Source organism: Pseudomonas sp. E1MeOHC2 (assembly GCF_058745025.1).
Genome location: NZ_CP196675.1, coordinates 3361093 through 3372909 on the forward strand (window position 1 = coordinate 3361093; position 11817 = coordinate 3372909).

Annotated in this window: 9 protein-coding genes; 2 read left to right on the forward strand and 7 right to left on the reverse strand. The window is 63.5% G+C overall.

The window, feature by feature from the left end; all coding sequences use genetic code 11:
* Window positions 1-86: 86 nt before the first annotated feature.
* A complete protein-coding gene (locus tag ACSSU5_RS15180; RefSeq protein WP_492559203.1) occupies window positions 87-1670 on the forward strand; it encodes a peptide chain release factor 3 in 1584 nt (527 codons plus the stop codon).
* A 119-nt stretch (window positions 1671-1789) separates the two neighbouring features.
* On the opposite strand, the gene ACSSU5_RS15185 is transcribed toward ACSSU5_RS15180, so the two are convergent.
* Window positions 1790-3196 carry an NAD(P)/FAD-dependent oxidoreductase gene (locus ACSSU5_RS15185; protein WP_264310189.1) on the reverse strand — a complete coding sequence of 469 codons (1407 nt, stop codon included), beginning with the start codon at window positions 3194-3196 and terminating at the stop codon, window positions 1790-1792.
* Window positions 3197-3537: 341 nt separating this feature from the next.
* Between ACSSU5_RS15185 and ACSSU5_RS15190 the strand changes: the two genes are divergently transcribed.
* Complete coding sequence (locus tag ACSSU5_RS15190) at window positions 3538-4428, forward strand: hypothetical protein (RefSeq protein WP_492559204.1); 891 nt, start codon at window positions 3538-3540, stop codon at window positions 4426-4428.
* A gap of 213 nt (window positions 4429-4641) precedes the next feature.
* On the opposite strand, the gene ACSSU5_RS15195 is transcribed toward ACSSU5_RS15190, so the two are convergent.
* The 6 genes from ACSSU5_RS15195 to ACSSU5_RS15220 all read right to left on the reverse strand — a co-directional run bounded on the left by ACSSU5_RS15195 (window position 4642) and on the right by ACSSU5_RS15220 (window position 11688).
* Window positions 4642-5610, reverse strand: a complete 969-nt coding sequence (locus ACSSU5_RS15195) for a peptide ABC transporter ATP-binding protein (RefSeq protein WP_264310187.1) — start codon at window positions 5608-5610, stop codon at window positions 4642-4644.
* On the reverse strand, window positions 5610-6578 hold the full coding sequence (locus tag ACSSU5_RS15200) for an ABC transporter ATP-binding protein (RefSeq protein WP_264310186.1): 969 nt from the start codon (window positions 6576-6578) through the stop codon (window positions 5610-5612). The genes ACSSU5_RS15195 and ACSSU5_RS15200 overlap by 1 nt, the downstream gene beginning before the upstream one ends.
* Window positions 6579-6588: 10 nt before the next feature.
* On the reverse strand, window positions 6589-7515 hold the full coding sequence (locus ACSSU5_RS15205) for an ABC transporter permease subunit (RefSeq protein WP_264310185.1): 927 nt from the start codon (window positions 7513-7515) through the stop codon (window positions 6589-6591).
* A 10-nt stretch (window positions 7516-7525) separates the two neighbouring features.
* Window positions 7526-8536, reverse strand: a complete 1011-nt coding sequence (locus ACSSU5_RS15210) for an ABC transporter permease subunit (RefSeq protein ID WP_016485006.1) — start codon at window positions 8534-8536, stop codon at window positions 7526-7528.
* Window positions 8537-8627: 91 nt separating this feature from the next.
* Window positions 8628-10223, reverse strand: a complete 1596-nt coding sequence (locus ACSSU5_RS15215) for an ABC transporter substrate-binding protein (protein ID WP_492559205.1) — start codon at window positions 10221-10223, stop codon at window positions 8628-8630.
* An 85-nt stretch (window positions 10224-10308) separates the two neighbouring features.
* Window positions 10309-11688 carry an OprD family porin gene (locus tag ACSSU5_RS15220; RefSeq protein ID WP_492559206.1) on the reverse strand — a complete coding sequence of 460 codons (1380 nt, stop codon included), beginning with the start codon at window positions 11686-11688 and terminating at the stop codon, window positions 10309-10311.
* Window positions 11689-11817: the final 129 nt, after the last annotated feature.

Below are 11817 nucleotides of genomic sequence, written 5' to 3' on the forward strand. Positions count from 1 at the left end.
CACGTCCGGTCGGCACGCATTTTGGTCTCGCGTGCTACTTCAGGTATGATACTGCCCCTTTTCGATCCCCAGTCAGGCGATTTCCCATGACCAACCAGGCCGCCGAAGTCGCGAAGCGCCGCACTTTCGCCATTATTTCCCACCCCGACGCCGGTAAGACCACCATCACCGAGAAGCTCCTGCTGATGGGCAAGGCCATTGCCGTCGCCGGTACCGTGAAGTCGCGCAAGTCCGACCGCCACGCCACCTCCGACTGGATGGAAATGGAGAAGCAGCGCGGCATCTCCATCACCACCTCGGTGATGCAGTTCCCGTACCGCGAGCACATGATCAACCTGCTCGACACCCCCGGTCACGAAGACTTCTCGGAAGACACCTACCGCACCCTGACCGCAGTGGACTCGGCGTTGATGGTGCTCGACGGCGGTAAAGGTGTAGAGCCGCGGACCATCGCGCTGATGGACGTCTGCCGCCTGCGCGACACGCCCATCGTCAGCTTCATCAACAAACTCGACCGTGACATCCGCGACCCGATCGAACTGCTCGACGAAATCGAGGCGGTCCTCAAGATCAAGGCCGCGCCAATTACCTGGCCGATCGGTTGCTACCGCGACTTCAAGGGTGTGTACCACCTGGCCGGCGACTACATCATCGTTTACACCCCAGGCCACGGCCATGAGCGTACCGAGGTAAAAATCATCGAGAAGCTCGATTCCGATGAAGCCCGTTCGCACCTGGGGGACGAATATGATCGCTTCCTCGAACAACTCGAACTGGTACAGGGCGCCTGCCATGAATTCGATCAGGACGAGTTCATCAACGGCCAGCTGACGCCGGTGTTCTTCGGTACCGCACTGGGCAACTTCGGGGTCGACCATGTGCTCGACGCTGTTGTCGACTGGGCGCCGCGCCCGCTGGCCCGTGTGGCCCACGAGCGTACCGTGGAGCCGGTGGAAGAGAAGTTCACAGGCTTCGTGTTCAAGATCCAGGCGAACATGGACCCGAAACACCGCGACCGTATCGCCTTCATGCGTATCTGCTCGGGCAAATACGAGAAGGGCATGAAGATGCGCCACGTGCGTACCGGCAAGGACCTGCGCATCGGTGACGCGCTGACGTTCTTCTCGTCCGAACGTGAGCAACTGGAAGAGGCCTTTGCCGGCGACATCATCGGCCTGCACAACCACGGCACCATCCAGATCGGCGACACCTTCACCGAGGGCGAAGCGCTGGGCTTCACCGGTATTCCGCACTTCGCCCCGGAGCTGTTCCGCCGCGTGCGCCTGAAGGACCCGCTCAAGTCCAAGCAGCTGCGCCAGGGCCTGCAGCAGCTGGCAGAAGAGGGCGCGACCCAGGTGTTCTTCCCAGAGCGCAGCAACGACATCATCCTCGGTGCGGTCGGTGTGCTGCAGTTCGATGTGGTCGCCAGCCGTCTGAAGGAAGAGTACAAGGTCGAGTGCGCCTACGAGCCGATCACCGTCTGGTCGGCGCGTTGGATCAGCTGTGACGACAAGAAGAAACTCGAGGAATTCCAGGTCAAGGCCATGGAAAACCTGGCCATCGACGGTGGCGGCCACCTGACCTACCTGGCCCCGACCCGGGTCAACCTGGCGCTGATGGAAGAGCGCTGGCCAGACGTCAAGTTCCGCGCTACTCGCGAACACCACTGATCGTCGAGTTGACCTAGAGCCCTGTAGGAGCAGCGCAAGGCTGCTCCTACGCCAGTTTCCGGCTTTGATACGGGGCCTGGCGGGGTCGATCTCTCGGGCGCCGTCTCTCTACCGCCTTCTCAATGCATGAAACCTTCCATGAAGTCCGCAAGCGAGCTGGCCAGGCGCCGTCTCCAGGGCGCGCTGGCGGGGTTGGCGAGGGTGCGGTCCTCGTGGACGAAGCTCTGGATGATCGCGTTGTAGCCCAGCCAGCGGCAGGGCTCGGGCGGCCAACTGGCCAGGCTCGACAATGGGCGGTTGTCGAGTACCCAGGGTTGGCCGGTCAGTTCGTTCTGCTGGCCGAGGATCAGTGCGGCCAAGGTCCGCCCGCCGAGGTTGGTGGCACCAACCCCTTCGCCGCCATAACCACCGGCCAGTGCAATACCACGCTGACGGTCGCACAGCATGTGCGGGCGGAAGCGCCGGGCCATGCCCAGGTTGCCGCCCCAGGAGTGGGTGATGCGCACATGCCTGAGTTGTGGGAACAGCTCGCTGAACAGGTAGCGACGCAGCTCGACTTCGGCCTCGTTCAGGGTGAAGTCTTCGCGTAGCCGGCCGCCGAAGCGGTAGCCGCCGCGAGCGCCGAACACCAGGCGATTGTCGGCGGTGCGCTGGCCGTAGGTGACCTGACGGCTGCTTTCGCTGAACGCCTGGCCTTGGCTCAGGCCGATCTGCTCCCAGGTCGACTCTGGCAGTGGTTCGGTGGCGACCAGCAAGCTCTGCACCGGCAGTTGATGCTTGCCCAGCGGTGGCAGGCTGGCGGCATACCCTTCTACGGCGGGCACCATCCATTGGCAGCGGATGCGCGCCTGGGGGGTACGCACTTCACCAGGCTGCCAGTCGATGGCGGGGGAATTTTCGTAGAGGGGCACACCCAGGCGCTCAACCGCCCGGGCCAGGCCGCGTGCCAGCTTGGCGGGCTGGATGGTTGCAGTGTGCGGGCTGTAGATCGCGCCGTAGGCGTTGCTCACCCGCAGGTGCCCATCCAACTGCTCGGGCCGCAGCCAGCGGTAGTCCTCCTCGGTCATGCCCTGGCGGTACAGGTCGTCGAGGTAGGCGCGCAGGCTGCGCTCCTGTTCCGGGTAGCGGGCGGCGCAATACAGCACGCCGCCTTTGCGGTAGTCGCAGTCGATGGCTTCGCGCTGCAGCACGGCGTGGACGTGGTCGGGGATGCCCTGCAGCAGGTCGATGCTGGCGCGGCGTTGTTGCGGCGACAGGGTGGCGAGCAGGCGGTCTTCGCCGAGCATATTGCCCATCAGCCAGCCGCCGTTGCGCCCGGAGGCACCGAAACCGGCGATGTTGGCTTCGATCACGGCAATGCTCAGGTGTGGCGCCTGGCGCTTGAGGTAATACGCAGTCCATAGGCCGGTGTAGCCGGCACCGATGATGCACACGTCTACGTCGAGGTCTTCGCGCAGCGCCGGGCGGGCACACAGCGGCTCGTCGAGCTGGTCCATCCACAGGCTGAGGGTTCGCAGGGGTTGCATCAGGTTCGGCTCCACAATCGGTCAATGTGAGCGCGAGCACCCGGTCGAGGTCGCGGTGTTTCCAGCACAGGTGTAGCGCATCACAACTTCGGCGGTGATGGCGTCTGCTTAGGGCCGTCAGTTGGGCGCAGGGTGCTCATGTACAGATAGTGCCAGATCGACCGGCATTGCAGAACACGGCGTCGGTAAGCCTTTAATCCCGCATTTTGCACGGTCAATGAGTAGCTCTGCGCATTAAGTGATTGATTTCGCTGAATGTCATTCTTTGACACAACTGGCACATCCCGTGCACCGGCTACAGGGCGAACGGACTTGTTGATCACTACAAAGGCGAAAACACCATGATCCCCTCTGCCGATTACCCCTATGTAGATACACAGCAACGCTCAGGCGTGTCCTGGGCGGCCATCTTCGCGGGGGCCGCAGCGGCTGCCGCGTTGTCATTGATCCTTGTGGTGCTGGGTGCGGGCCTGGGCTTCGCGGCCACTTCGCCCTGGGCCGATGAAGGCGCCAGCGCCCAGACCCTGGGCGTGTCGGCGATCATCTGGTTGCTGTTGACGCAGATTCTCGCTTCAGGCCTGGGCGGCTATATCGCCGGCCGGCTGCGGGTGAAGTGGGCCAATCTGCACGGCGATGAAGTGTATTTCCGCGATACGGCCCATGGCTTCCTGGCGTGGGCAGTGGCCACGCTGGTTGCCGCCCTGTTGATCGTGGGCACCGTCGGTGGCTTGGCCGGCGCAGGCGTGCAGGCGGGTGCGACTGCGGTCGGGGCTGCTGCGAGCATGGCGCCCAAGCCTGATGCCCATGGGTATTTCGTCGACAGCCTGTTCCGTAGCGATGGCCCGGCAGCGGTCAGCGACGATGCTGCCAACGGTGTAGCGGCGCGGATCCTGGCCAAGTCGATCGCACAGGGTGGCGCAATGGCCGAAGGTGATCGCGCCTACCTCGCACAATTGGTCGCGCAGCGTACTCGCTTGAGCCAGGCGCAAGCCGAAGCGCGGGTGGACGAAGTGTACGCTCAGGTGCAGCAGGCCAAGGTGCAAGCCAAACAGGCGGCTGATACGGCGGCCAAAGTGGCGGCCTGGACCGCGCTGTGGACCTTCGTTGCGCTGCTCTGCGGGGCGTTCTTTGCCAGCCTGGCTGCATTGTTCGGTGGCCGTCAGCGCGACCGCGTGGTGTGGCTGGAAGGGGACGGCGTGGGTTACACGACCCATCGAAGCATTCAACGTTAAGGAAGGAGAAACATCATGCGCTCATTACTGCTGTGGATGCTTGGGGTGCCGATTCCGGTGATTATCCTGATCGCGATATTCATGCATTGAGACGATGGGGCCGCTTTGCGGCCCTTCGCGGGGCAAGCCCGCCCCCACAGATATCCCACTGCTCTCAAGAACAGTGAGATATCTGTGGGAGCGGGCTTGCCCCGCGAAGAATGTCACACCGACCTAGAGAAATTGCTCCGCATAATGGCAGGCGACTTGCCGGGTCCCCACCTGCCTGAAGGCCGGCACTTCAACAGCACACCGCTCCGTCGCATACGGGCAGCGCTTGTGAAACGCACACCCATCCGGCGGGTTCAGCGGGTTAGGCAGCTCCCCCACAATGCGGATCTTCGGCTTCAACGGGTCCGGGTGAATCGCCGGCGTCGCCGACAGCAATGCCTGGGTATACGGATGCAGCGGCTTCTCGTAAATATCCGCCTTCGGCCCCATCTCCGCCGGCCTTCCCAAGTACATCACCAACACCTGATCCGCCACATGCCGCACCACCGCCAGGTTGTGCGAGATGAACACATAGGCCGTGTTGAATTCTTTCTGCAGGTCCATGAACAGGTTCAGCACCTGCGCCTGGATCGACACGTCCAGCGCCGAAGTGGGTTCGTCCGCCACCAGCACCTTGGGTTGCAGCATCATCGCCCGGGCCAGGGCGATACGCTGGCGCTGGCCGCCCGAGAACATGTGCGGGTAGCGCTGGTAATGCTCGGGGCGCAGGCCGACCTGCTCCATCATCTTCTGCACTTTTTCGCGCCGCTCGGCCTTGCTCAGCGAGGTGTTGATCAGCAGTGGCTCGGCCAACTGGTCGCCGATCTTCTGGCGCGGGTTGAGCGAGGCATACGGGCTCTGGAAGACCATCTGCACATCGCGGCGCAACTGCTTGCGCTCGGCCTTGCTGGCGCCTTTGACTTCGGTGCCGGCGATCTGCAGTGAGCCGGAAGATGGCTCTTCGATCAGGGTCAAGGCGCGTGCCAGGGTCGATTTGCCACAGCCGGACTCGCCGACCACGGCCAGGGTCTTGCCCGCCTCCAGTTCGAACGATACGCCATTGAGTGCGCGCACCAGGGCGTGGCCCTTGAACAGGCCACGGGAGACTTCGTAATGCCGGGTCAGCTCCCGTGCGGTAAGTACGACGGCCATCACGCCACCTCCTGGTTCAGCGGGTAGAAGCACCGCACCAGGCTGTGGGCCTGGGGGGCGAGGGGCGGGCGTTGTTGCCGGCAATTGTCCTGCACGTACGGGCAGCGCGGTGACAGCAGGCAACCTTGCGGCCGGTCATAACGGCCAGGGACGATGCCGGGCAGGGTGGCCAGGCGCTCAGCGCCGATGCTGTGCTCGGGGATCGCCGCCAGCAGTGCTTCGCTGTAGGGGTGGGCTGGGACGTCGAACAGCTCGGGCACCTGGCCCACTTCCACGGCTTGCCCGGCATACATCACACAGACACGCTTGGCGGTTTCGGCCACCACGGCCAGGTCATGGGTAATCAGGATGAGCGCCATGTTGCGCTCCTTCTGCAAGTTGACCAGCAGCTCCATGATCTGTGCCTGGATGGTCACATCGAGGGCGGTGGTCGGCTCATCGGCGATCAGCAGCTTGGGTTCGCCGGCAATCGCCATGGCGATCGCCACGCGCTGGCTCATGCCGCCGGACAGTTGGTGCGGGTAGGCGTCCAGGCGGCTTTCCGCAGCCGGGATCTCGACCTTCTTCAACAGCTCCAAGGCACGCTGGCGCGCAGCTTTGCCCTTCAGGCCCAGGTGCTGGCGCAGCACTTCCTCGATCTGGTAGCCCACGGTGAAGCTGGGGTTGAGCGCGGTCATCGGGTCCTGGAAGACCATGGCGATGTCCTTGCCCACCACTTTGCGCCGCTGACGGCCGCTGAGCCTGAGCATGTCGGTGCCGTTGAACGTCATGGCATCGGCGGTGATGCGCCCAGGGGCGTCGATCAGGCCCATCAGGGCCATCATAGTGACGGATTTGCCCGAGCCGGATTCGCCGACGATGGCCAGGATCTCGCCGGCATCCACCGCCAGGTCCAGGCCGTCCACCACCGGTACCGCGTTGGCGTCGCCGAAGCGCACGTTCAGGTTGTTGATCTGCAACAGTGACATGGCGTTCTCCTCAGGCGGCGTTCTTGAGTTTCGGGTCCAGCGCATCGCGCAGTCCGTCGCCCATCAGGTTGATTGCCAGCACGCTGAGCAGAATGGTCACCCCCGGCAGGCTCACCACCCACCAGGCCCGCTCGATGTAGTCGCGGGCCGAGGCCAGCATGGTGCCCCACTCGGGGGTCGGCGGTTGCACACCCAGGCCGAGGAAGCCCAGGGCCGCGGCGTCGAGGATCGCCGAAGAGAAACTCAAGGTGGCCTGCACGATCAACGGCGCCATGCAGTTGGGCAGCACGGTGACGAACATCAGGCGCGGCAAGCTGGCACCCGCCAGGCGGGCGGCGGTGACGTAGTCACGGTTGAGTTCGCCCATCACTGCGGCGCGGGTCAGGCGCACATAGGCGGGCAGCGAGACGATGGCGATGGCGATCACGGTGTTGATCAGGCCAGGGCCGAGGATGGCGACGATGGCCACGGCTAGCAGCAGCGACGGCAGGGCCAGCATCACGTCCATCAGGCGCATGATCGATGGGCCGAGGAAGCTCGGGAAGAAGCCGGCCAGCAGGCCCAGCAGAATCCCTGGGATCAGCGACATCACCACCGACGACAGGCCGATCAGCAATGACAGCCGGGCGCCCTGGATCAAGCGCGACAGCAGGTCGCGGCCCAGTTCGTCGGTGCCGAGGATGAATTGCCAGGTACCGCCTTCGAGCCACACCGGAGGGGTCAGCAGGAAGTCGCGGTACTGCTCGCTTGGGTCATGTGGCGCGACCCACGGCGCGAACAGCGCGCAGAACACCACCAGGCACATGAAGGCCAGGCCCATCACCGCGCCCTTGTTTTGCGCGAAGGCGTGCCAGAATTCCTTGTACGGCGAGGGGTAGAGCAGGCTCTGGTCCACCGGGCTTGCCGGTGTGACGGGTTTTGTAATCGGGCTAGTCATGACGAAGGCCTCAGCGCTGATGACGGATGCGTGGGTTGGCCAGGCCGTAGAGGATGTCCACGACGAAGTTGACCAGAATCACCAGGCAGGCGATCAACAGGATGCCGTTCTGGACCACGGGGTAGTCACGGGCACCGATGGCTTCGATCAGCCATTTGCCGATGCCCGGCCAGGAAAAGATGGTTTCGGTCAGCACGGCACCGGCCAGCAGCGTGCCGACCTGCAGGCCGAACACGGTGAGCACCGGGATCAGCGCATTGCGCAGGCCGTGCACGAACACCACGCGGGCCGGCGACAGGCCTTTGGCGCGGGCAGTGCGGATGTAGTCTTCGCGCAGCACTTCGAGCATCGACGAGCGGGTCATGCGGGCAATCACCGCCAGCGGAATGGTGCCCAGCACGATGGCCGGCAGGATCAGGTGCATCACCGCGTCCTTGAACGCGCCTTCTTCGTCGCTGAGCAGGGTATCGATCAACATGAAACCGGTTTTCGGCTCGATGTCGTAAAGTAGGTCGATTCGCCCGGACACGGGCGTCCAGCCCAGGCTTACCGAGAAGAACATGATCAGGATCAGGCCCCACCAGAAGATCGGCATGGAGTAACCGGCGAGTGAAATCCCCATCACCCCATGATCGAACAACGAGCCGCGCTTGAGCGCGGCGATCACCCCGGCCAACAGGCCGACGATGCCGGCGAACAGCAGGGCGGCGAAGGCCAGCTCCAGGGTGGCGGGGAACAGGGTGAGGAACTCGGTCCACACGCTTTCGCGGGTGCGCAGCGATTCGCCCAGGTCACCCTGGGCGAGCTTGCCCACATAGTCCAGGTACTGGACCGGCAGCGGCTTGTTCAGGCCCAGGCGCTCCATGGCCTGGGCGTGCATTTCGGGGTCGACCCTGCGCTCGCCCATCATCACTTCCACCGGGTCGCCGGGGATCAGGCGTATGAGCGCAAAGGTCAGCAAGGTGATACCGAAGAAGGTCGGGATCAGCAGGCCCAGGCGCCGGGCAATAAAACTCAACATTGTCGGGGTTACCTCTTCAGGCCATGCGGCAGTCAGCGCGTCACGGCAGTGCCGCCGGTCCCCGTGTGGGCTGCCGGCGGTCGTTGTTTTTCTACTTCACCCGAGTGGTGGCGAAGTTGTTGTTGGTCAGAGGGTTGATCACGTAACCCTCCACATTGTCACGCATGGCGGTAAACATCTTCGGATGGGCCATGCTGATCCAGGGCTGGTCGTCATCGTACACCTTCAATGCCTCGCTATAGAGCCTTGCACGCTCGCCGTTGTCGGTCACTTCACGGGCCTGGGTGATCAGCGCCTGGAATTTCGAGTTGCACCAGCGTGCGTAGTTCTCGCCATTTTTCGCCGCCTCGCAACTGAGCAGCGGGGTGAGGAAGTTGTCTGGGTCGCCGTTGTCGCTGGCCCAACCGGTGGAAACCAGGTCGGCTTCGCCTTTTTTGGCCCGGCGCAGCATCTCTGCCCACTCCATGACACGGATATCGAGCTTGATGCCGACCTTGGCCAGGTCCGCCTGGAGCATTTCGGCCGACAGCCGAGGGTTGGGGTTGGTTGGGCCGCCGCCGTTGCGGGTGAACAGCGTGATGACGGTACCCTCCGGCACGCCGGCCTCTTTGAGCAGTGCACGTGCCTTGTCGAGGTCGCGGGGCGGGTTTTTGTTGCTGCTGTTGAAGCCGATCATGGCAGGCGGGTAGGGGTTGATGCCGACCACGGCGTTGCCTTTGCCGAACAACTGGTCGACGTGGGTCTGGCGGTCGAACGCCATGTCGATGGCTTTGCGCACCCGCACATCGCTGAGGTATTTGTGCTCGGTGTTCATGGCGATGTAGCCGGTGACCAGCGCTTCGATTTCGGCGACCTTGAGCTTAGGGTCGGCTTTGATCGACGGCACGTCGTCGGGCTTGGGGTACAGCGCTACCTGGCATTCGTTGGCGCGAAGCTTTTGCAGGCGCACATTGCTGTCGTTGGCGATGGCAAAAATCAGGGCATCGGCCGGTGGCTTGCCGCGGAAATAGTCCGGGTTGGGCTTGTAGCGGACCTGGGCGTCCTTGTTGTAGCGCTGGAAAATGAACGGGCCGGTGCCGATCGGCTTGCTGTTGAGGTCACCGGTTTTGCCGGCCTTGAGCAGTTGGTCGCCGTATTCGGCCGAGTAGATTGAAGTGAAGGCCATGGCCATGTCGCGCAGAAACGGCGCTTCTGGCCGGGTCAGGGTGATCACCACGGTGTGTGCGTCGGTCTTGTCCACCGACTTGAGCAATTTGCCAAAGGCCATGCTTTCAAAATACGGGTAGCCGACGCTGGTCTTGGCGTGCCAGGGGTGTTGCGGGTCGAGCTGGCGGCGCAGGCTCCACAGTACATCGTCGGCATTGAAGTCGCGGGTTGGGGTGAAGTAGTCGGTGGTGTGGAACTTCACCCCCTGGCGCAGGTGGAAGGTGTAGGTCAGGCCATCGGCGGAAATGTCCCAGCGTTCGGCCAGGGCCGGCTCGATGTCGGTGGTGCCGGGTTTGAAATCGACCAGGCGGTTGAACACCGTTTCGGCCGAGGCGTCGGCGGTAACCGCAGTGGTGTACTGGACGATATCGAAGCCTTCGGGGCTGGCTTCGGTGCACACCACCAGCGGCTTGGCCGCAAGGTGCGTGGCGCTGCCCAGGATGAGCGCTGCCAGGGCAGCGCGAAGCGGTAGCGATTTCATGAGTACTCCCTGCAAGCATTGATTCCAGCGTAGCCGCCACGGCCTGTTTTTTTCAGTTTGGCGAAGCAGGCCGTGGCGTCATGGGTCAGAGGATGTTGAACGGAATGGTGGTCACCACCCGGAACTCGTCCAGGCTGCCATCGGCCTGGGCCTTGCTCGCGCGGTGCGCGGTGTAGGTGGCGCGGATGCTGGTGTCCTTCAGCGGGCCGCTCTGCACTGCGTAGCTGGTGCCGATGCCCCACTCGTAGTGGGTCTCGCCGTCCATGCCAGCGACGTCATAGGCGGTGCCACGGTAATGCGTGCCATCGATACCCCAGCCGCGCGCGTTGTACAGGTTGAACTTCAGGCCCGGCACGCCGTACGGCGCCATGTTCAGCACATAGGAAATCTGCAGCGATTTCTCGTTCGGGCCGTTGAAGTCCGAAAGCAGCGAGTTGGCCAGGTAGATGCCGTTGGTTTCGTGCAGGTAGTCGAAGTACTCGTTGCCGTTGACCTGCTGCCAGGCGGCCGAAAGGGTGTGGGCCTGGTGTGTCAGGGCAAGCGACAGGCTGTAGGTGTCGTTGTCGATCTCGCCCATCTTCTTGCTGCCTGCGTCCACGGTCTTGTAGTAGTTCAGGCCGGTGGAAAGGCTCAGCACGCCACTGTCGCCGAGTACATGGTTGGCGCCGAAGTAGTACTGGTTCCAGAAGTCGTCGACCTTGGTGGCGTACAGGCTGGTGTTCAAACTCCGCAACGGCTGGTAGTTGACCCCGGCGGTGCTGGCGCGGTCGGTCTCGACGCCAGCGGCGCCGTACTCGCTGCGGAACTTGCTGAGGCTTTGCTCGGTGCGCGGTGAGACGCGGTCGAAGGTGCCCAGGTCGAACGACAGGTTGTCGAATTCGGCGCTGTGCAGGAAGGCGCCCTGGAAGCTCGAAGGCAGGGCGCGATTGCCGATGTAGGCGATCATCGGTGTGTCCACCGGCTGGCGGCCGACGGTCAGGGTGGTGTTGGACACACGGGCCTTGATGTTGCCCAGGCCCAGTTTGCTCCACTGGCCGATGGGGTCGCCGTCGCTGTGGGTCAGTGTCCGGTTGTTGGGGCCAGCGATGGCCTGGCGGTCCTGCAGCAGGGCAACGGCGTTGTAGCCGGCCGCTTCGACAGCGAAGCCCACGGTGCCTTGGGTAAAGCCCGAGCTGTAATTCAGAATGGTGCCTTGCAGCCAGTTCTCGCGGCTGTGGGTGTCGTGGCGGGTGCCGTCGCTTTTGTAGTACTTCCACAGCGGGGCGCGGGTGGCGCGCTCGCGGGCATACCAGTTGCGGGTGGAGCCGGTCAGGCTCTGGCCGTCGACGAAGCCTTTAGCCTGGTCTTGTTCGCTGCTGGTTTTGAGGCTGAAGGGGACGTAGTCCTGGCTCTGGGGTTCGGCCTCGGCCACGGAGCAGAAGCTGCCGATGGTCAAGGCCAGTGCGGTTGAGGTGAATATTCTCAAGGTGAAAGCTCCCTTTCCTTTTTCTAGTTATTACCGGCCTTGTGAGCCGGGCGTGTTGCTGCGGTGTTGCCAGGGTTGCCTGGGGGTGCCGGGCTAATCAGGGGGAGAGTGTGTTGCCAGCACTGGCCT

Excerpts from the sequence above, each read along its gene's own strand:
- ACSSU5_RS15180 (WP_492559203.1), top strand. The coding sequence starts at position 87 with ATGACCAACCAGGCCGCCGAAGTCGCGAAGCGCCGCACTTTCGCCATT.
- ACSSU5_RS15185 (WP_264310189.1), bottom strand. The coding sequence starts at position 3,196 with ATGCAACCCCTGCGAACCCTCAGCCTGTGGATGGACCAGCTCGACGAG.
- ACSSU5_RS15190 (WP_492559204.1), top strand. The coding sequence starts at position 3,538 with ATGATCCCCTCTGCCGATTACCCCTATGTAGATACACAGCAACGCTCA.
- ACSSU5_RS15195 (WP_264310187.1), bottom strand. The coding sequence starts at position 5,610 with ATGGCCGTCGTACTTACCGCACGGGAGCTGACCCGGCATTACGAAGTC.
- ACSSU5_RS15200 (WP_264310186.1), bottom strand. The coding sequence starts at position 6,578 with ATGTCACTGTTGCAGATCAACAACCTGAACGTGCGCTTCGGCGACGCC.
- ACSSU5_RS15205 (WP_264310185.1), bottom strand. The coding sequence starts at position 7,515 with ATGACTAGCCCGATTACAAAACCCGTCACACCGGCAAGCCCGGTGGAC.
- ACSSU5_RS15210 (WP_016485006.1), bottom strand. The coding sequence starts at position 8,536 with ATGTTGAGTTTTATTGCCCGGCGCCTGGGCCTGCTGATCCCGACCTTC.
- ACSSU5_RS15215 (WP_492559205.1), bottom strand. The coding sequence starts at position 10,223 with ATGAAATCGCTACCGCTTCGCGCTGCCCTGGCAGCGCTCATCCTGGGC.